The sequence below is a fragment of the Ruegeria sp. HKCCD8929 genome (assembly GCF_013031405.1).
In the GTDB taxonomy this organism is placed as follows: domain Bacteria; phylum Pseudomonadota; class Alphaproteobacteria; order Rhodobacterales; family Rhodobacteraceae; genus Ruegeria.
This window is the reverse complement of the sequence record NZ_WPZY01000003.1, coordinates 54,684-73,748: the sequence shown is the minus strand read 5'-3', so window position 1 is coordinate 73,748 and position 19,065 is coordinate 54,684. Positions and strand designations below refer to the sequence as shown.

General features: G+C 62.9%; 22 protein-coding genes and 1 tRNA gene. 10 read left to right on the top strand and 13 right to left on the bottom strand.

The features are described 5' to 3' along the window. Positions 1 to 85 precede the first annotated feature (85 nt). The 6 genes from argS to GOX53_RS05335 all read left to right on the top strand — a co-directional run bounded on the left by argS (position 86) and on the right by GOX53_RS05335 (position 5,724). Complete coding sequence (gene argS / locus GOX53_RS05360) at positions 86 to 1,831, top strand: arginine--tRNA ligase (protein WP_171174181.1); 1,746 nt, start codon at positions 86 to 88, stop codon at positions 1,829 to 1,831. An 87-nt stretch (positions 1,832 to 1,918) separates the two neighbouring features. Then, the gene (locus GOX53_RS05355) at positions 1,919 to 2,980 is read left to right on the top strand and encodes an SPOR domain-containing protein (protein WP_171174180.1); all 1,062 of its coding nucleotides are present in this window, start codon (positions 1,919 to 1,921) and stop codon (positions 2,978 to 2,980) included. After that, positions 2,977 to 3,984, top strand: a complete 1,008-nt coding sequence (nagZ, locus tag GOX53_RS05350) for a beta-N-acetylhexosaminidase (RefSeq protein WP_171174179.1) — start codon at positions 2,977 to 2,979, stop codon at positions 3,982 to 3,984. Before GOX53_RS05355 ends, nagZ begins: the two co-directional genes overlap by 4 nt. After that, positions 3,974 to 4,768 carry a ScpA family protein gene (locus tag GOX53_RS05345; RefSeq protein ID WP_171174178.1) on the top strand — a complete coding sequence of 265 codons (795 nt, stop codon included), beginning with the start codon at positions 3,974 to 3,976 and terminating at the stop codon, positions 4,766 to 4,768. The genes nagZ and GOX53_RS05345 overlap by 11 nt, the downstream gene beginning before the upstream one ends. Then, positions 4,761 to 5,420 carry an SMC-Scp complex subunit ScpB gene (gene scpB / locus GOX53_RS05340; protein WP_171174176.1) on the top strand — a complete coding sequence of 220 codons (660 nt, stop codon included), beginning with the start codon at positions 4,761 to 4,763 and terminating at the stop codon, positions 5,418 to 5,420. Before GOX53_RS05345 ends, scpB begins: the two co-directional genes overlap by 8 nt. A 64-nt stretch (positions 5,421 to 5,484) precedes the next feature. Beyond that, positions 5,485 to 5,724: a hypothetical protein gene (locus tag GOX53_RS05335; RefSeq protein ID WP_171174173.1), complete on the top strand. Its 240-nt coding sequence runs from the start codon at positions 5,485 to 5,487 to the stop codon at positions 5,722 to 5,724. A gap of 12 nt (positions 5,725 to 5,736) precedes the next feature. Here GOX53_RS05335 and GOX53_RS05330 read toward each other — a convergent pair whose 3' ends face one another. From GOX53_RS05330 to GOX53_RS05295, 8 genes are all read right to left on the bottom strand, one after another. Then, complete coding sequence (locus tag GOX53_RS05330) at positions 5,737 to 6,816, bottom strand: 2'-deoxycytidine 5'-triphosphate deaminase (RefSeq protein ID WP_171174171.1); 1,080 nt, start codon at positions 6,814 to 6,816, stop codon at positions 5,737 to 5,739. Between the two features lie 58 nt (positions 6,817 to 6,874). Further along, positions 6,875 to 6,951: transfer RNA gene (locus GOX53_RS05325), tRNA-Pro, on the bottom strand. A 61-nt stretch (positions 6,952 to 7,012) separates the two neighbouring features. Further along, positions 7,013 to 7,684: a MerR family transcriptional regulator gene (locus GOX53_RS05320; RefSeq protein ID WP_171174169.1), complete on the bottom strand. Its 672-nt coding sequence runs from the start codon at positions 7,682 to 7,684 to the stop codon at positions 7,013 to 7,015. A 28-nt stretch (positions 7,685 to 7,712) separates the two neighbouring features. Beyond that, positions 7,713 to 8,015: an integration host factor subunit alpha gene (gene ihfA / locus GOX53_RS05315; protein ID WP_171174167.1), complete on the bottom strand. Its 303-nt coding sequence runs from the start codon at positions 8,013 to 8,015 to the stop codon at positions 7,713 to 7,715. 97 nt (positions 8,016 to 8,112) lie between these two features. Continuing rightward, positions 8,113 to 9,084 (bottom strand): beta-ketoacyl-ACP synthase III, encoded by a 972-nt coding sequence (locus tag GOX53_RS05310; protein WP_171174165.1) that lies wholly within the window; start codon positions 9,082 to 9,084, stop codon positions 8,113 to 8,115. 17 nt (positions 9,085 to 9,101) lie between these two features. Continuing rightward, the gene (gene plsX / locus GOX53_RS05305; RefSeq protein WP_171174163.1) at positions 9,102 to 10,202 is read right to left on the bottom strand and encodes a phosphate acyltransferase PlsX; all 1,101 of its coding nucleotides are present in this window, start codon (positions 10,200 to 10,202) and stop codon (positions 9,102 to 9,104) included. Positions 10,203 to 10,226: 24 nt separating this feature from the next. Beyond that, positions 10,227 to 10,433, bottom strand: coding sequence for a 50S ribosomal protein L32 (rpmF, locus tag GOX53_RS05300; protein WP_008756996.1), 207 nt, complete (start codon positions 10,431 to 10,433; stop codon positions 10,227 to 10,229). A 211-nt stretch (positions 10,434 to 10,644) separates the two neighbouring features. Continuing rightward, the gene (locus GOX53_RS05295) at positions 10,645 to 11,181 is read right to left on the bottom strand and encodes a DUF177 domain-containing protein (RefSeq protein WP_171174161.1); all 537 of its coding nucleotides are present in this window, start codon (positions 11,179 to 11,181) and stop codon (positions 10,645 to 10,647) included. An 83-nt stretch (positions 11,182 to 11,264) separates the two neighbouring features. Here GOX53_RS05295 and GOX53_RS05290 point away from each other — a divergent pair, with 83 nt between their 5' ends. The 3 genes from GOX53_RS05290 to GOX53_RS05280 all read left to right on the top strand — a co-directional run bounded on the left by GOX53_RS05290 (position 11,265) and on the right by GOX53_RS05280 (position 14,450). After that, positions 11,265 to 11,741: an outer membrane protein assembly factor BamE gene (locus GOX53_RS05290; protein WP_171174159.1), complete on the top strand. Its 477-nt coding sequence runs from the start codon at positions 11,265 to 11,267 to the stop codon at positions 11,739 to 11,741. Positions 11,742 to 11,841: 100 nt separating this feature from the next. Next, positions 11,842 to 12,573, top strand: a complete 732-nt coding sequence (locus tag GOX53_RS05285; RefSeq protein WP_171174827.1) for a GNAT family N-acetyltransferase — start codon at positions 11,842 to 11,844, stop codon at positions 12,571 to 12,573. 68 nt (positions 12,574 to 12,641) lie between these two features. Then, positions 12,642 to 14,450: an ABC-F family ATP-binding cassette domain-containing protein gene (locus GOX53_RS05280; protein ID WP_254446479.1), complete on the top strand. Its 1,809-nt coding sequence runs from the start codon at positions 12,642 to 12,644 to the stop codon at positions 14,448 to 14,450. 88 nt (positions 14,451 to 14,538) lie between these two features. Here GOX53_RS05280 and GOX53_RS05275 read toward each other — a convergent pair whose 3' ends face one another. Then, entirely contained in the window at positions 14,539 to 14,826 is a 288-nt protein-coding gene (locus GOX53_RS05275; protein WP_171174157.1) for a putative quinol monooxygenase, read from the bottom strand. A gap of 91 nt (positions 14,827 to 14,917) precedes the next feature. Here GOX53_RS05275 and GOX53_RS05270 point away from each other — a divergent pair, with 91 nt between their 5' ends. After that, positions 14,918 to 15,274: a helix-turn-helix domain-containing protein gene (locus tag GOX53_RS05270; RefSeq protein ID WP_171174156.1), complete on the top strand. Its 357-nt coding sequence runs from the start codon at positions 14,918 to 14,920 to the stop codon at positions 15,272 to 15,274. Positions 15,275 to 15,338: 64 nt separating this feature from the next. Here the strand turns inward: GOX53_RS05270 and GOX53_RS05265 are convergent, their stop codons facing one another. The 4 genes from GOX53_RS05265 to tyrS form a co-directional block, all read right to left on the bottom strand. Then, the gene (locus tag GOX53_RS05265) at positions 15,339 to 15,884 is read right to left on the bottom strand and encodes a sugar O-acetyltransferase (RefSeq protein ID WP_171174154.1); all 546 of its coding nucleotides are present in this window, start codon (positions 15,882 to 15,884) and stop codon (positions 15,339 to 15,341) included. Between the two features lie 10 nt (positions 15,885 to 15,894). Further along, the gene (locus GOX53_RS05260; protein ID WP_171174152.1) at positions 15,895 to 16,650 is read right to left on the bottom strand and encodes a 3-hydroxyacyl-CoA dehydrogenase; all 756 of its coding nucleotides are present in this window, start codon (positions 16,648 to 16,650) and stop codon (positions 15,895 to 15,897) included. After that, entirely contained in the window at positions 16,623 to 17,579 is a 957-nt protein-coding gene (locus GOX53_RS05255) for a GNAT family N-acetyltransferase (RefSeq protein WP_171174150.1), read from the bottom strand. Before GOX53_RS05255 ends, GOX53_RS05260 begins: the two co-directional genes overlap by 28 nt. Before the next feature lie 172 nt (positions 17,580 to 17,751). Next, positions 17,752 to 19,038, bottom strand: coding sequence for a tyrosine--tRNA ligase (tyrS, locus tag GOX53_RS05250; RefSeq protein WP_171174148.1), 1,287 nt, complete (start codon positions 19,036 to 19,038; stop codon positions 17,752 to 17,754). Between the last annotated feature and the right edge of the window lie 27 nt (positions 19,039 to 19,065).

Genomic DNA, 19,065 nt, shown 5'->3' with positions numbered 1-19,065 from the left:
TCAGCAAGCCAAGCCCAAACCGACGGGTTCCATTGACCTTGCCGCCTTGCGTGATAAACCGCCGGGCAAGCAAAAGGACACCGAGATGAACCTGTTTTCCGAGATCCGCAGCCTCGTTCTGGACGCGCTGGGGCAGATGCAATCCGAAGGCGCGCTGCCCGAGGGGCTGAGCTTTGACAATGTGGCGGTCGAGCCGCCGCGTGACGCCGCCCACGGCGACATGGCGACCAACGCGGCGATGGTGCTGGCGAAACCGGCCAAGATGAAACCGCGCGACATTGCCGAGGCGCTGGCCGGGAAACTGGCGGCCGATGACCGGATCACCAGTGCCGAAGTGGCCGGGCCGGGCTTTCTGAACCTGCGGCTTGCGCCCGCCGTTTGGCAGAGTGTTCTGGCTGCGGTTCTGGAGAAGGGCACCGATTACGGCCGCTCGACCATGGGGCAGGGGCGAAAGGTCAATGTCGAGTTCGTTTCGACCAACCCGACCGGTCCGGTGCATGTGGGTCACACGCGGGGCGCAGTGTTCGGTGATACGCTGGCCAGCCTGCTGGCTTATTCCGGCCATGATGTGACTCGCGAGTATTATATCAACGACGGTGGCGCACAGGTCGACGTTTTGGCGCGCTCTGTCTATTTGCGTTACCTTGAGGCGCATGGTGAGGCGGTCGAATTCCCTGACGGTACATATCCGGGCGACTATCTGGTCGCGGTCGGACAGGCGCTGAAGGACAAGGTGGGGGACGCCTATGTTGGCCAGCCCGAGTCGGTCTGGCTGAAGGATGTCCGAAACTATGCCACCGACGCGATGATGAGCCTGATCCGTGAGGATCTTGCACAGCTTGGCGTCGAGATGGACGTGTTCTTTTCCGAGAAGTCTCTGTATGGCACTGGCCGGATTGAGGCGGCGCTGGCTTTGCTCAACGACAAGGGCCTCATCTATGAGGGCGTGCTGGAGCCGCCCAAGGGCAAGAAGCCAGAGGATTGGGAGCCGCGCGAGCAGACCCTGTTCAAATCGACCGAGCACGGCGATGATGTGGACCGGCCGGTGAAGAAATCGGATGGCAGCTGGACCTATTTCGCCCCCGATATCGCCTATCACTACGACAAGGTGACCCGTGGCTTTGACGAGCTGATCGACGTGTTCGGCGCTGATCACGGCGGCTATGTCAAGCGGATGAAGGCGGCTGTTTCAGCGCTGTCGGATGGCCAGGTGCCGCTGGATATCAAGCTGACCCAGTTGGTGAAGCTGTGGAAGAACGGCGAGCCGTTCAAGATGTCCAAGCGGGCAGGGAACTTCGTCACCCTGCGCGATGTGGTGGATCAGGTGGGCCCGGATGTGACCCGGTTCGTCATGCTGACCCGCAAGAACGACGCGCCCTTGGATTTCGATTTCGACAAGGTTCTGGAGCAGAGCCGCGAGAACCCGGTGTTCTATGTACAATACGCCCATGCCCGTGTCATGAGCGTGCTGCGCCGCGCCGCCGAGGCCGAGATTGCCGCAGACAATGCGACCCTCAAAGGCGCCGATCTGGGCAAGATCGACCACGAGTCTGAGCTGGTTGTTGCCAAGAAACTGGCCGAATGGCCACGCTTGGTCGAGATCGCCGCGCGCACCCATGAACCGCACCGCGTTGCCTTCTATCTCTATGAATTGGCAGGGGATTTCCACGCGCTGTGGAACAAGGGCAACGATGTAACCTCGCTGCGGTTCCTGCAGGATGGCGATGCGGCCACAAGTCAATCGAAAATGGCGCTGGCACGTGCCGTTTCTGTTGTGATTTCAGCGGGCTTGGGTATTCTTGGGGTCACGCCGGCGCAGGAGATGCGGTAGCCAATACCGCCCGAACCGCCGGTCCGAGGCAGAGACAAGAAAACCCGGGCACCGCTAGAGGCGGTGCATCAGGGCAGTGAGGCGGAAATGGCGAGTTACGATTACTCGGGGCAAACGGGCCCCGGTCACGTTCAATACACCGATCAGATGCTCCAGCCCGGAGTGTATGAACCGCGGGATGACCTGCATTACGACCCCGATCCGGCGCCGGAGGGGGCGGGCGGGTTTGCCCGCGCGGTCAGCTTTCTGGGCGCCGTCGGCTCGCTGGCGCTGGTCGTCGGGATCGGCGTCTGGGGTTACAAGCTGGTGATCCGTGATGTGAGCGGTGTGCCTGTTGTGCGCGCCGTCGAAGGGCCGATGCGGATACAGCCCGAGAATCCCGGTGGGACCCCTGCCGATCACCAGGGGCTGGCCGTCAACGCGGTGGCTGCGCAAGGCACCGCCGCGCCGCCGCCCGACCGCCTGATCCTGGCGCCGCGCCCGGTGTCGCTGTCCGACGAGGACGCGCCGATGGGTGAGTTGCAGCCCACACAGGCGGTGCTCAGAGTTGAGGAAGAGTCGTCTGGTCAGGACGCAACGCTGCACGCTGGCACTGCGGATGCCCAGCTTGCGGAGCCGGAGGAGACAGTGTCGCCGGACGCGCAGGAGGAACAACTGGCAAGCCTTGCTGAGCCCGAAGAGGAACTCGCGATTGATCCCGCCGATCTGGTCGCGGAACAGCCGCAAGTGGCGCTGCTTGATGCGCCGGGCGTGACCAAATCGCTCCGCCCGGTCTCACGCCCCGCCCGCGCCACACCCAGCGGAGCCAAGCCCGCAGGCAGTGCCGATGTGCAAGCCGCCGTCGATGCGGCTCTGCAGGCGGCGGTCGGCCTCGATGTGGAACCCGACACGCTGCCCGTTGGCACCCGTTTGGCCCAGCTTGGCGCGTTTGAAAGCCCGGAAGTGGCGCGCGCCGAATGGGACCGTCTCTATGGCCGCTTCGGCGATTATCTGGACGGTAAGCAGCGGGTGATCCAGAAGGCCGCCAGCGGCGGGCGAACATTCTACCGCCTACGCGCGCTCGGTTTCGATGATCTGAGCGATTCGCGCCGCTTCTGCGCGGCACTTGTGGCCGAAGGCGCCGACTGCATCCCGGTGACGGTGCGGTGAGGTTTGGAGCGACAATCCTTGACGCAGAAGGGCTGCGGCTGAATGCCGAGGAAAAGGTGCTGTTTCGGGATGTGAACCCGTTCGGCTTCATCCTCTTTGCCCGCAATGTCGAAAGCGCCGATCAGGTCCGCGCACTCTGTGCCGATTTCCGTGAGGCGGTGGGGCGGGATTGCCCCGTCACCATCGATCAGGAGGGTGGGCGCGTGCAGCGTCTGCGTACTCCGCTGGCCCGCGAATGGCTGCCGCCGCTCGATCACGTAGAACAAGCCAGAGCAGGGGCCGAGCGCGCCATGTATCTACGCTACCGCCTGATCGCGCATGAACTGCAAGCACTGGGGGTTGACAGCAATTGCGCGCCGATGGTGGATCTTGCCCGCGCCGATACCCATGCCTTCCTGCGCAACCGCTGCTATGGAGGCGACGCCGAAACCGTGGCCCGTCTGGGCCGGGCGGTGGCGCAAGGCCATCTGGACGGCGGCGTGCTGCCAGTGGTCAAACACATGCCCGGCCACGGCCGCGCCACCATGGACAGCCATTTCGACCTTCCGCACGTGGATCTGGACACCGACGCTTTGGACGGCACCGATTTCGCGCCGTTCCGGGCGCTGAACGACCTGCCCTTAGGCATGACCGCACATCTGGTCTATGAGCAGGTCGATACAGACCCGGCTACGATCTCAGGCCCGATGATGCGGCTGATCCGTGAGCGGATCGGCTTTGACGGGCTGATCATGACTGACGATATCTCGATGAAGGCGCTGTCCGGATCGTTGAGCGACCTCTCGCACCGCGCCATCGCGGCAGGCTGCGACGTGGTCCTGCACTGCAACGGCACGCTCACCGAACGCAGCCAGGTGGCCGAGGCCGCCGGAGAGATGACCGAGGCAGCGCAGAACCGCGCAGAGCGGGCGCTGGCGCAACGGCAAAGCCCGCAGGAACTTGACATCGACGCTGCCGAGGCGGAACTATCCCGCCTCATGAGCGGACGGGTGTATGACGGATAACCTTTTCACCGAAGATCCCATCTCGGTCGCCGACCGTCTTGCGGCGGAGGCGCTGATTGTCGATGTGGACGGGTTCGAAGGCCCGCTCGACGTGCTGCTGACGCTGTCGCGCACGCAAAAGGTCGATTTGCGCAAGATCTCGGTGCTGGCGCTGGCACAGCAATATCTGGCCTTTGTCGAACGGGCCCGCGCACTGCGCATCGAGCTGGCCGCCGACTACCTGGTGATGGCCGCCTGGCTGGCCTTTCTCAAATCGCGCCTGCTGCTGCCGCCGGACCCCGAGGAGGAGGGGCCGACAGGCGAGGAACTGGCCGCGCATCTGGCGTTCCAGCTCGAACGCCTGCAGGCGATGCGCGATGTTGCGGCGCGGCTGATGGCGCGGGATCAATTGGGGCGCGATTTCTTCAAGCGGGGGCAGGGCGAGGATGTAACCCGCATCCGTACAGTCACCTATTCCGCCACGCTCCTGGACCTGATGCAGGGCTACGCGCGCATCCGCACCAAGGATGAATTCCGTCCTTTCGTGATGGACCGCGACGCGATCTTTACAATGGAACAGGCGCTGGACCGGATGCGCCCGCTGATCGGCTTTGCCGGGAGCTGGACCGATATGGAGAGCTACATGCCCGAGGGGTGGGAGACCGATCCAATGCGGCGGCGTTCTGCCACCGCGTCGACCTTTGCCGCCTCTCTGGAACTGGTGAAAGAGGGGCATATGGAGATCAAGCAGCTGGACACATTCGCTCCGATCCATCTGCGCAAGAGGACAGACAAACGTGACTGAGCCGAACGAAAACCAAACCACCGACAGCCTATTTGACGCGCCACCGCTGGCCGAGCAGGAGCGGATGGTCGAGGCGGTGCTGTTCGCCAGCGCCGAGCCGGTGACGGTTGTCGATCTCGAGGCGCGGATGCCCCACGGTTCCAATGCCGCGCAAGCGCTGGATCTGCTGCGCAAGCGCTACGAGGGGCGTGGGGTGGCGGTGGTCAAGGTGGGCGAGGCCTGGGCCATCCGCACCGCACCCGATCTGGGCTTTCTGATGCAGAAAGAGACGGTCGAGACCCGCAAGCTGAGCCGCGCCGCGATCGAAACGCTGGCCATCGTTGCTTATCACCAGCCCTGCACCCGCGCCGAGATCGAGGAAATCCGGGGGGTTTCCGTCTCGCGCGGCACCATCGACCAACTGCTGGAGATGGAGTGGATTCGGCTGGGCCGCCGCCGCATGACGCCGGGCCGTCCGGTCACCTTTGTGGTGACCCCGCAATTTCTGGATCATTTCGGTCTGGAAAATGCCCGAGACCTGCCGGGGCTGAAGGAGCTGCGCGCGGCTGGCCTACTGGAGAATCGCCCACCACCGGGCACCATCCCGCTGGGTGAAGGGCGCGAGGAGGATGAAGATGACGATGATCAGACGGAACTCTTCGAGGAAGAGTGATCATTCGGCCCTTCTCTCGTCTCATTTTCCGGCCATATGAGCCGGGACAAATACGGAGAGCAAAATGAACGCGAACCGGATCATCGACATGATCGTGCGGAGAGTGATCCGCCAGCTTGTGAACAGGGGCGTGGACAAGGGGTTCGACGCCGCGTCCCGTATCGGGCGCAAACCGGGTGCTGAGACGGACGGAAACGCACCGCAAAACGGCGCCAATCATAATGCCACGGCGCAGCGTCAGAAGCAGACCATGCGGCAGGCACAACGTTTGACGCGGCAGGCGCGCAGGCTCACGAAATTCTGACGTTTCAGATCGTTACGCCGGGAACTTGAAGTGCTTCGACAGCTTCAGCCCCTGTCCCTGATAGTTCGAGGCGATGCCTGCGCCATAGAGTTGTGTGGGCATCTCGGCCATGCGCTCATAGACAAGCCGTCCGACCACCTGACCATGCTCAAGGACAAACGGGGCCTCGTGGCAACGGACCTCCAGCACGCCGCGTGACCCGGCGCCGCCCGCCGCGGCGTGGCCGAATCCCGGGTCGAAAAACCCAGCGTAGTGCACCCGGAACTCTCCGACCATCGCCAGATAGGGCGCCATTTCGGCAGCGAATAGCGGCGGGATATGGACGGCCTCGCGGCTGACGAGAATGTAAAAGGCGCCGGGGTCAAGGATGATGCGCCCGTCGGTCGTGCGTACCTCTTCCCAATACTCTGCCGGGTCGTAAAAGCCGATTCGATCCAGGTCGATCACGCCGGTATGCGGCTTGGCACGATAGCCGACCAGATCGGTCTCGGGCAGGCGCAGATCGACAGAGAAGCCCAGCCCGTCCTGAATCACTGCCGGACCGTCGACAAGCGGTGTCACGGCGTGAATGGCGTTCAGATCCGCATCCGAGAGGATCGCCTGACCCTGCCGGAACCGGATCTGGTTCAGGCGCATTCCGGGCCGAACAAGCACCGAAAACGAGCGCGGACAGATCTCGGCGTAAAGTGGGCCGGAATAGCCCGAGGGCACCCGGTCGAACTCGGTCCCGCCATCGGTGATGGTGCGCGTCAGCAGGTCCAGCCGTCCGGTCGAGCTTTTGGCATTGGCCACCGCGTTCATGTTGTCGGGCAGGGCGAGCGATTCCATGAGCGGCACCAGATAGACACAGCCTTTTTCCAGCACCGCGCCCTGGCTGATGTCGATGCTATGCATCTCAAACTCGGCCAGCCGGTCGGCAACCGAGTTGCCATCACCAGCCAGGAACGAGGCGCGCACGCGGTAAGCTACTGTTCCCAGACGTAAATCCAGGCTGGCGGGTTGAACCTGTGCAGGCAATACCGGAACTTCGGCGGCAATCTCACCGCGCTCGATCATCGCTTCGATTTGCTGATTGGGACACACGCCGGTCATCTCGACCCCTCTTGGTGCCAGAGGATCTGGCCTGTGTTTTTGGAACGTCGGTGTGATTTGGTCGGGCTAGCAGGACTCGAACCTGCGACCTTCCGTCCCCCAGACGGACGCGCTACCAGGCTGCGCCATAGCCCGACGTTGGGCTGTTCATAACGGTTTTCCCGGCAGGGGCAAGAGGAAATCATTGCCCTTTTTCTTATCCCGCCGCCTGGGTTTGGACCCGCTCGAGCCACGCTCGCAGGTCCTGCGCAATTGGTGCGATCTGCCGCAGCAGAGCCGGATCGAACCGTTCCGCGGTCCAGACATGGGTGAGGGGGCCGGGCGCGATATGCGCGGCTTCCGGGCCGGGCGATTCAGTATCGGAAACTGCCTCGGTGGCCGCCACCGGCTCGGGCATCCCGCTCTCATCCGGATGATCCGCCGCGTTCTGCTCGGCCAGAAACTCCGGCGGTTCCGATGCGGTTGGCATTTTGACGTCCTCGGCAGGCTCGCCAAGATCCATGTCGATCTGAGTGGACGTGTCGACAGCCGGGCGTTGGCCGGTGAGCTTGACCACAGTGCCACTTTCGGCCGCATCGGGCGTGGCCGTCTCGTTCAGTCCTTGCGACAGGGCGGCCACATTTGCCACGCCCTGTTCGCGCAGCATCTTTTGCACACCCTTGATGGTGATACCGTCATCGTGCAGCAGTTTCTTGATGCCGCCGAGCAGTTGCATGTCGCTGGGCCGGTAATAACGCCGTCCACCCGCGCGTTTGACTGGCTTGACCTGCGAGAACCGGCTTTCCCAAAAGCGCAAGACATGAGCCTGAACCCCCAGCCATTCCGCAACTTCGCTGATCGTGCGAAAGGCCTCGGGTGATTTGCTCATGTCCTCGTAGTCCTGATTTTATTTTTTATTACTTGCGGTTACCTGCCGCGACCCGATCCTTCATCAGATGCGACGGGCGGAATGTCAGCACTCGGCGCGGCTGGATCGGAACCTCTTCACCGGTTTTGGGATTGCGACCGATCCGGGCGGATTTATCGCGCACACTGAACGTGCCGAAGGACGAGATTTTCACCTGCTCACCCCGCACCAGCGCGTCCGACATGTGGTTGAGCATGCTCTCGACAAGTTGCGCGCTTTCATTGCGGGACAGACCCACTTCGCGAAAGACGGCTTCGCTCAGGTCCATGCGTGTCAGTGTTTTGTCGCCCATGCCATTCCCCCTTGTTATTGCCAAAGCATAGGGGGAGGTGAAATTCACTGTCAATATCAATGAATTGCAAGCGGGCGTGTCAGCGCGAATGCGCCACTTACCAGCGCAGAACCACTGCGCCCCAGGCCAGGCCGCCGCCGATTGCTTCGGTCACGATCAGATCGCCCGGCTTGATCTGGCCCCGCTCCTTGCCGACCGAAAGGGCCAACGGAATCGACGCGGCCGAGGTGTTGCCGTGATCCTGAACCGTCACCACCACGTTCTCCATCGGTAGGCCCATCTTCTTGGCGGTGCCCTGAATGATGCGGATATTGGCCTGATGCGGCACGATCCAATCGACATCGCCGCTGTTCAGCCCGGCCTTGTCCAGTGCGGTTTCGGCGGTTTTGGCCAGCTTGTCGACCGCATGGCGGAACACCTGGTTGCCCTGCATGCGCAGATGGCCGGTGCTTTGGGTCGAGACGCCGCCATCGACATAGAGCAGATCCTTGTACCGCCCGTCCGAGTTCAGGTCGGTGGAGAGGATACCACGATCATCCGCGGTTCCGTTGCCGTTCAGGGCCTCAAGAACCAACGCCCCGGCGCCGTCGCCGAACAGCACGCAGGTCGAGCGATCGGTCCAGTCCATGATTCGTGAAAAGGTTTCGGCTCCGATGACCAGCACGCGTTTGGCCTGACCTGACAGGATCAGCGCATTGGCGTTGCTCAGCGCATAGACGAACCCGGCACAGACTGCCTGCACGTCAAAGGCAAACCCCTTGGTCATGCCCAGCCGCGCCTGAACCATCGTGGCGGCGGAGGGAAAGGTCAGATCGGCGGTCGATGTGGCAAGGACGATGGCATCCAGGTCCTCGCCGGTCAGACCGGCATCTTTCAACGCGGCTTCGGCAGCGCGCGTGGCCAGATCGGATGTGGTTTCATCCTTGGCGGCGAAATGGCGACGCTCAATGCCGGACCGGGTGCGAATCCACTCGTCCGATGTGTCCAGTGTCGCCTCGAATTCCGCGTTCGGGACAATGCGCTCCGGCAGGTAATGTCCGACACCGGTTACAACTGCGCGGCTTGCCATTTGGGTACTGCCTTTTGTTATTGTTCTGCCTGCGATGCGGCGTGGCCGTCATCTTGGGCAAGCTCGACGGTGGATGCAACCCGCGCCGCCAGTTTTTCGGCAAAACCGGATTTGGCCAGCGTAAAGGCCAGTTTCACCGCGGCCGAGACGCCGGTCGGGTCCGCCCCGCCGTGGGATTTGACCACGGTGCCGTTGAGGCCCAGAAATATCCCGCCATTGACCTGACGCGGGTCGATGCGCTTGCGCAGGCGTTGCAGCGAGGTGATTGCCAGCACCGATGCAATACGCGACAGCAGAGAATACTTGAACGCGGCACGCAGCAGATCGCCAATCAGGCTGGCAGTGCCTTCACCGGTCTTGATCGCCACATTGCCGGTGAAACCATCGGTGATGATCACATCGGCCTTGTTGCCCGGGATGTCGCTGCCTTCGACAAAACCCACAAACTCGAAATTCGCCTTTTCAGCGAATTCGGTGATCAGACCATGAGCCTCTTTCAACTCGGCGCGACCTTTGTGCTCTTCGGTGCCGACATTCAGCAGGCCGATGCGGGGGCGGGCAAGGTCAAGCCCGTTGCGGGCGTATGAGGCGCCCATCAGCGCGAATTGCAGCAGGTCCTTGGCGTCGGCACGCACATCGGCGCCCACGTCCAGCATGATGTTGAAGCCTTGCGGGTTGCGCGAGGGCCACAGGATGGCGATGGCCGGGCGGTTGACGCCGGGCAGCTTGCGCAGCCGCATCATCGAAAGTGCCATCAGCGCGCCGGTGTTGCCGCAGGATACCGCGCCATGCGCCTCGCCCTCGCGCACCGAATCCAGCGCCGACCACATCGAGGTCTGCTTGCCGTTGCGGACCACCTGGCTGGGCTTGTCCTCCATGGTGACCACATCGGGCGAATCGCGAAAGGCGACGCGCCCATCCAGAACGCGCCGCCTTGCGACCAATTTTCGAAGCACATCTTCGCGGCCATGCAGGATGAACCCGATCTCGGGGTTCTTCTTGGCCGATTTTGAAATGCCTGCCACAACGACCGAAGGACCCGCGTCCCCGCCCATGGCGTCAACCGAGATGATGATCCGTCCGGCTGATGTACCGGTCTGATCGGGTTGAGCCGTCATGCCGTAGCCTGCATTGATCGAAGCTTAGGCCGCGTCTTCGTCCAGATCGATTTCATCGGCCTGTGCGACGACTTCGCGATCGTCGTAATGGCCGCAGGACGCGCAGACGTGATGCGGACGCTTCAGTTCGCCACAGTTCGGGCATTCGTTCGGGTTGGCAGCAACCAGAGCGTCGTGCGCGCGGCGGTTGTTGCGGCGCGACTTGGAAACTTTGTTCTGTTGGACAGCCATTGTCTCAACCTTTGTCTGACTGGGGCCTGCGGCACATGATGCCGCCCGGGCCGGGTTACATTCTTCGTTTTCTCGTGGCGTGACGCGCGTTTAGGGCACGGCCCTTACGATGTCCAACCCAAAATCCGATGAGCGCGCGAAAATACTGCGATTCTCACCATGTTCAAGCGGTTTTTCTGACCGCCTGCTATGCCATGTCCGGGGCTCTCTGTCACTCGTCTTTTTTCAGCACATCGCGCAGTCCTGCAAGCCCGGCAAAGGGCTTGGCATCGTCGTCGGTTATCGCCTGTTTGCCCGGTTCGGTGAAGACCGCATCACCCAGACCTGCACCCTCTTTGCGGGGATAAAGTGGCAGGGCCAGCGCCAGCGCCTCTTCCATCACCGACCACGGATCGATTTCTGCCCCGAGGGCCTCGGTCTCGTCATCCTCGGGCATCTCAGTCTCGGCCTCGTCCGGCTCATGCCAGTTGGCCAGGTAGACGCGGCGCACGGTCGTGTCGATCCGTGTCGTGACCGGATCGAGCGTGACCACACAAGGTTGCAGGACCGTGGCACCTAACTGTCCGCTGAGCACCCAGTCGCGTTTTCCGCGCGCCCGAATATCCCCGAAAAACCGGACCTTACGTAAGCCCACCAGATGCAACTGTTCACGCAGATACTCAAGCGCGCCGGCGTCGGGGCGCAGATCGAACGGGGTCGGGGCATTCTGGGGTAGGTCGGCCACCCTCAGGGCGGTGCGGTCAGTCATCCGGCATCTTTCGTGTGTTGAACCATGGCTTCGGTTTCGGTAATCGGATAAAAGCCGTATGGCGCCAAGGCAAGAGGGCAGTGATGTTCAAGTTTATAGAGTTGCTGAAACCGGTTGTCCGGATCACGGTTTTTACTGTCGGAGTTGGCGCGGTGACGGCCTGCACTGCGATCTACCGCAACCACGGTTACGTGCCGTCTGAGGCCGAGCTGGCCGAGGTCAAGGTTGGCGTTGACACCCGAGACAGCGTGATCGAGGCGGTTGGCGCGCCGAGTTCCTCGGGTGTGCTCGAAGAATCCGGTTATTATTATGTTGCCTCGCGGATTCGCCATTATGGCCCGAAGAGGCCCCAGGTGGTGTCGCGCGAACTGGTTGCGATCAGTTTCGACCAGCGCGGTGTCGTCCGCAATATCGAGCGTTTCGGTCTGGAAGATGGCATCGTCGTTCCGCTTGAACGGCGGGTGACCAGTTCCAGCGTCGAGGACAAGACCTTCCTGCGTCAGTTGCTCGGGAATATCGGGAACTTCAACCCGGCCGGATTCGGAAACAGCCCACAATAGGCGTGTCTTGCCTGTCATGAGACCGACATGGATCTCGCGATATGGGCGTTTTTTGAAATCACTCCTATATTGGACTGCGGAGGATCAGCCCTTGGCAGACATGGTTCTGTTGAACAAAGGCCGTTATCGCGCCCGGTTGGCGCAGTCTGACCGCGACGTTGCGGATGCGCAGGCGCTGCGCACGATGGCGTTTCGGACTGAGCGGATCGACAGCGATCGCTTTGACGGGATATGCGCCCATGTTCTGGTAGAGGACATGCGGGCACGCGGGCAGTTGGTTTGCTGTTTCCGAATGCTGACAATGGCAGGCGGTGCCGAGATCGGGCGCAGCTATTCGGCTCAGTTCTACGACCTCTCCGCGCTGGAGCGTTTTGAGGGCAAGCTGGTGGAAATGGGCCGTTTCTGCGTGCATCCAGACTGGTCCGACCCGGATATCCTGCGCGTGGCCTGGGGGGCGATGACGGCCTATGTGGACCGCAACGGGGTCGAGATGCTGTTCGGCTGCTCGTCATTTGCCGGAACCGAAACCGGCGAGTATCTGGACGCGTTTGCCATGCTGAAACAGCGTCATCTGGCGCCGAAACGCTGGCTGCCCCGGGTCAAGGCGCCGGACGTGTTCCGGTTCGCTTCGCGGTTGCGGCGCACGCCCGATGTGAAGCAGGCGATGCTGCGGATGCCGCCCTTGCTGCGTACCTATCTGATGATGGGTGGCTGGGTCAGCGACCATGCGGTGGTGGACCGGCAGATGAACACGCTGCACGTGTTTACCGGGCTGGAAATCGGCGCGATTCCCCCGGCGCGGAAACGTTTGCTGCGGACGGTGGCCGGGTGATTTGAGTATTTTTGAAAAGATGAAGCAGGGGCGTTGACGCATTCTGACCAGCGGTTTAGCTGGCGGGCATGGCGAGAATTCCTTTGTTGCAGATGTCCGGCATTTCGCTGACCTTCGGGGGCGATCCGGTGTTTTCAGGGTTGGACCTGGTGGTGCAGCCGGGCGACCGTGTGGCGCTGGTGGGGCGCAACGGGTCCGGCAAGTCGACACTCATGAAAGTGATGGCCGGCCTGGTCGAGCCGGATGTGGGCGACATCGTAATACCGCCTGGGAAATCCGCGGGTTACATGGAGCAGGATCCAGGCATGACCGGGTTTGCCACGCTCGGCGATTATGCCGCGAGCGGGTTGGAGCCGGGGGAGTTGTACAAGGTAGAGCGGGCCGGTGAGGGGCTGAAATTCGACCCCTCGCGCCCGGTCGAGACCGCCTCGGGCGGGGAACGGCGGCGCGCGACGCTGGCAAAGTTGATGGCCGAGGCGCCTGACCTGATGTTGCTGGACGAGCCGACAAACCATCTGGATATCGAAGCCATCGGCTGGCTGGAGCGGGAGCTCAAGGCCACCCGCGCCGGATTTGTTCTGATCTCTCACGACCGGGCGTTCTTGCGTGAGTTGACGCGGGCAACCCTCTGGATTGACAGGGGAATGGTGCGGCGGCAGGAGAAGGGGTTCGAAGATTTCGAGGCCTGGCGCGACAAGGTCTGGGAGGAAGAGGATAGCGCGCGGCACAAGCTGAACCGGTTGATCAAATCCGAGGCGCGTTGGGCGGTCGAGGGTATCAGCGCCCGCCGCAAGCGCAACCAGGGCCGGGTGCGTGCGTTGCAGGCGCTGCGTGCGGAACGGGCAGCCCAGATCAAGCGGCAGGGTGCAGCGGCTATGTCCTTGGAAGCAGGGCTGAAATCAGGCCGCAAGGTGATCGAGGCGGTGGGGCTGGCCAAGAGCTATGACGGTCGGCAGATCGTGCGGAGTTTCGATCTGCTGGTGCAGCGCGGCGACCGTGTGGCCTTTGTGGGGCCGAACGGGGTGGGCAAGACGACACTGCTGAAGATGCTGCTGGGCGAGGTGGCGCCGGATGAGGGCGAGGTCCGGCTGGGCACCAACCTCGAGGTGGCGGTGTTCGATCAGGCGCGGGCGCAACTCGACCCCGAGATGAGCCTCTGGGACAGCCTGACCGGCGATCCCGAAATGCGGGTCTCGGGCAAGGCGGATCAGGTGATGGTGCGTGGCCAACCGAAGCATGTGGTGGGCTATCTCAAGGAGTTCCTGTTCGACGATCAGCAGGCAAGGGCGGCTGTTAAGTCCTTGTCCGGTGGGGAAAAAGCGCGGCTGTTGCTGGCCAAGCTGATGGCGCGTAGCTCGAACCTGCTGGTGCTGGACGAGCCGACAAACGATCTGGATGTGGAGACGCTGGACCTGCTGCAGGAGTTGCTGGACGACTATGACGGCACCGTGCTGCTGGTCAGCCACGACCGGGATTTTCTGGACCGCGTCGCAACGACGACCGTGGCCATGGAGGGCAATGGGCGCGCCACGGTTTATGCTGGGGGCTGGACCGATTATATCTCGCAGCGCGGGGAGGCTTCTGGGAAATTCGTTGAGAAAACAAAGGCGTCCAAGCCGAAGGTGAAACAGGAAGCTCGGCCAAAACCGGGCCTGTCGTTCTCGGAAAAGCACCGGTTGAAGGAACTGCCTGCAGAGATCGAGCGGTTGGAGGCCGAGATCGCCAAGCTGGAAGAGCTAATGGCCGACCCTGAGCTCTACATGCGCGAGCCGGTCAAGTTTCAGAAGGCGACCGAGGCGCTGGTTCAGCGGCAGGACAAGCTCGCTGCCGCCGAGGAGGAGTGGCTGGTGCTGGAAGAGAAATCCGAGGCGGGATAGTCTGCTTTGTACCGGTATTCGACCCGGGTTCTTCCGTTTTGTACCAAATTCAGGACCGACCGGACGGCCCGGAATTGAGTGCCGCCCCTCAGCCGATCCCGGTCATTTCGTTCAGGGTGAAGTCTGCCACAGCTCCGTCGGTCGCCGCCATGTAGGCGGTCAGGTGCGGGGCGTTCATGTGAGTCTGCCACAGCTCTCGGTTCTGCCAGTTTTCGTAGAACACGAAAAAGCCGGGGTTGGAGTTGTCCACATGCAGATCGTATTGGATGCAACCCTCTTCGGCGCGGGTGATCGGGATCAGCTTTTCCAGTTCGGCGCGCACCAGTGCTTCCTTGCCGGGTTGGGCAGTGATCTGGGCGAGGATGGTCAGCGGCATGATTAATTCTCCGGTTCAGTTGTGCTGGCGCAGATTTGCGCACCCGGTGTATGATCCGCAAGTACGCACAATTCATGAGGGTAGGTACAAAATGGATACTGTTGGAGCGCCGCCGGAACGCTCGGATCGCTTCGAGACCTATGATTGCAGCGGCGGCTGTCCGGTCGAGGCGGCACTGGAACAGATCTCAGGCAAATGGAAGGGGCTGGTGATCTATCACCTGCTGGCCGATACGATGCGGTTCAACGCCCTGGCCCGCGCCTTGGGGAATGTGACCCAGCGCAGCCTGACCAAGCAACTGCGCGAGTTGGAGGCGGACGGGATCGTGTCGCGCAAGGTCTATGCCGAGGTGCCGCCAAGGGTGGAATACAGCCTGACCGAAAAGGGTCAGGCGCTGCGTCCGGTGATCGAAGCGCTGGCGACCTGGGGGCAGAACAAGGCGTTGTGATGCAGGCCATGCCATTCGCGGGCCGGGCTTTTCGTGCTGTCGCAAACCGGGCAGTGGCGGGCGATCAACCTATGTTTCGCGCCGGGCTGCCCACAACGGTGGCGTCGGCGGGCACATCGCGGGTCACGACGCTGCCCGCTCCGACGATCGCCCGGTCGCCGATGGTGACGCCGGGCATGATGATCGCGCCGCCGCCGACCCAGACGTTTTCACCGATGATGACGGGCAGGGCAATTTCCAGCCCTTCCGCCCGCCCGGCCGGGTCCTTGGCGTGTTGGGCACAGTAGATCTGTACCGCCGGGCCGAACATGGTGTCGTTGCCGATCCGCACCGGGGCGGTGTCGAGCACGACGCAACCCGCGTTGAAATAGACCCGATTCCCCAGCGACAGGTTGATCCCGTAGGCGCAGTGGAACGGCGCCTCGATCAGGCAGTCCTGCCCGAGTGCTGCGAAAAGCGCAGCCAACTCGGGCGCCATGGCGCCGCGATCGTCGGGCGGGCAGGTGTTGTGAGCGTGAACGGCGCGGCGGGCGCGCTGGCGCAGCGCCTCAAGTTCGGGGTCGAGGCAGCAATACCAGTCGCCTGCCTCCATTTTCTGCCGCTCGCTCATGGCGTGCGGTCTACCGCATCCTGAGTGCGCCGTCGATGCGGATGACCTCTCCGTTCAGATAGCCCATCTCGACGATGAACCCGGCCAGACGCCCGTATTCGCGCGGGTCACCGAGGCGGGCGGGGTTGGGCACATCGGCGGCGAGCTGCTGCTGCACCTCTTCGGGCAGGCCGGCCAGCATCGGGGTCATGAAGATGCCCGGCGCGATGGTCATCACCCGGATGCCGGTCGAGGCCAGATCGCGCGCCATCGGCAGGGTCATGCCCACGACGCCGCCCTTGGACGCCGCATAGGCCGCCTGACCCTTTTGCCCGTCGAAGGCGGCGATCGAGGCGGTGTTGACGATCACCCCGCGGGCGCCGTCGGGTTCGGGCTCGTTTTTGGCCATCTCGGCGGCGGCGAGGCGCGAGACGTTGAAAGTGCCGACCAGATTGATGTCGATGGTGCGCTGAAACGCGTCCAGCGGGTGCGGGCCGTCCTTGCCCACGGTCTTGATGCCATAGGCGATCCCGGCGCAGTTCACGCACGCGGTGATCTTGCCCATCTTGTCGGTCGCTTGGGCAATGGCGGCGGCGACCGAGGCCTCGTCCGTCACATCGGTCTGGGCAAAATGCCCGCCGATCTCGGTGGCGACCTGCTGGCCGCGCTCGGCGTCGCGGTCGAGGATGGTGACCTGCGCGCCTTTTTCGGCGAAATGGCGGGCGGTGGCCTCTCCTAGCCCCGAGGCGCCGCCGGTGATCACTGCGGATGTGGTGTTGAGCTGCATGGCGGTTTCCTCTTCCCCCGATATGAACGTGTGTTCAAATAATCCACGCAGGGGGTGTCTGTCCAGCCGCTCTGCATCAGGCGTGCATCGAGCGCGGCAAGCGGACGCAAGGTTTTGCCGAGGCGCGGCCACCAGAGCCAGGTGCCGCCAAGGGGGCGGGCCTGCGCGCCCGTGCCCAGTTTGAACCGGGCGAGGCCGGGTGCGTCCTCGGTCGAGATCAGGCCGAGATCGAGGCGGTGATATCCCTTGCGCGCCAGCCAGCGCATCGCCTCCCACATCAGCAGGGTGTGGGCCGAATGGTGCCGTCCGCGCGCGGTGGTGTGGCCGATGTGATAGGTGGCGGCCCGGCCATGACAGAGAAACAGCATCGCCGCGACCGGGGTTTTGCCCGCGAGTGCGGTGAAGAGCTTGGCTTGGCGGGGGTTTTCCCGCGCATAGGCCAGCGTCAGGTCGGTGGGCCAACTGCGGTAACCGCGCTGGCGCTGCTGAGCGGTGTCTTCCTTGAAGAGCCAGTGGGCCGGGTCGAGCGGCATGTTTTGCCGGGTGACTCGCAGGTCCTGCTTTTCCACATGCACCAGCCGGTTGCGCCATTTGCCGCGCAGGTTGGCGCGCAGGTCGCCGGTCAGGTCCAGTTCGGCGAGTGTGACGGGGCTCATCACCGGGACCGCGCCGAGACGGGCCAGATCGGGAGTGGAGTTGTCGGGACTGAGAACAAGAAGTGTGTTCCGCAGGCCCGTTTCCTTGAGGAGGTCGGGAAGTGCGTTGGGGCAGGGGCGGCTGCGCGCCAGCAAGGCGACGGGCAGGCCGCAGATGCGGCTGCGCAGGGCAAGGGTGCCATCGGGGAGGGTCAGCGGAGGCCGCCCGATGGCGCGCAGAGCGGCGGCGAATTCGGGGCTTTGTTGCAGGGGCGGGCTGGCGGCATCGAACATGGTCGCCATTAACCGGACAGAAACCTAAATCGCGGTTAATGCCGGTCATGACAAAAGTGTTCGGTATGACGGCACCAACCCCGCGCATGACAAAGGCAGCCGCCCTGTTGCTGGCGACCGCCTTGTCGGTTCTGGTGTTTGTGGTGCTCAGCCTGATCGGCTTGTTGTTTGGTTAGCCTAGCTGCACCAGCGCGTGGCGTTTCTTGCCCGCGCTCAGCTTGATGGGGGAGGTCAGGGCTCCGGCGTCGATCATCAGCCCGGCATCGGTCAGCGGTGCGTCGTCCATGCGGGCACCGTTCTCGGCGATCAGGCGCTTGGCCTCTTTGCCCGACTTGGCGAGGCCGGAGCGAACGAACAGTTGAACTACCGAGATTCCGGCTGAAACCTCTTCTTCAGTTAATGTGAGGGTCGGCAGCGCCGATACTTGGGCAGGGTACGTTTTGATGTTCAGACGTGCAGTTTTCGCGTCTACAAAGACACCGCGGGCGGTGGCCTCGGCGGCGGCAGCGGCCTCGCGCCCGTGCAGCAGCGCGGTGACCTCGTTGGCGAGGATCACCTTGGCGGCGTTGACTTCGGAGCCTTCCAGTGCGCCCAGACGGTTGCATTCCTCCACCGGCAGCTCGGTATAGAGCTTCAGGAACCGGCCCACATCCGCGTCGGTGGTGTTGCGCCAGAACTGCCAGAACTCATACGGGGAAAGCATGTCACCGTTCAGCCAGACGGCACCGGATTGCGATTTGCCCATCTTCTTGCCGTCGCTGGTGGTCAGCAGCGGCGAGGTCAGGCCGTAGATCTCGTGATCCAGCACCCGGCGGGTCAGGTCGATGCCGTTGACGATGTTGCCCCACTGGTCCGAGCCGCCCATCTGCAGGATGCAGCCATAGCGGCGGTTCAGCTCGAGGAAGTCATAGGCCTGCAGGATCATGTAGTTGAATTCGAGGAAGCTGAGCGATTGTTCGCGATCCAGCCGCGATTTCACCGACTCGAACGAGAGCATCCGGTTGACCGAGAAATGCCGCCCGATATCGCGCAGGAAATCGAGATAGTTGAGATCGTCCAGCCACTCGGCATTGTTCAGCATGCGCGCCGCGTTCCCGGCGTCGCTGTCATAGTCGATATAGGCCGCGAACACCTTGCGGATACCGGCGATATTGGCGTCGATCTGCTCGGGCCCCAGCAGCGGGCGTTCGTCGGCGCGGAAAGACGGGTCGCCCACCTTGGTGGTGCCGCCGCCCATCAGCGTGATCGGCTTGTGGCCGGTTTTCTGCAGCCAGCGCAGCATCATGATCTGGATGAGCGAGCCCACATGCAGCGACTCGGCGGTCGCGTCGAACCCGATATAGGCGGGCTGGCATCCCTGTAGCAGCGCCTCGTCGAGGCCCTGGTAATCGGTGCAGTCGGCGAGAAAGCCGCGCTCCATCATCACTGCGATGAAATCCGATTTGGGATGGTAGGTCATGTCTTGCCTCGGGTCTGAATTGCGTTG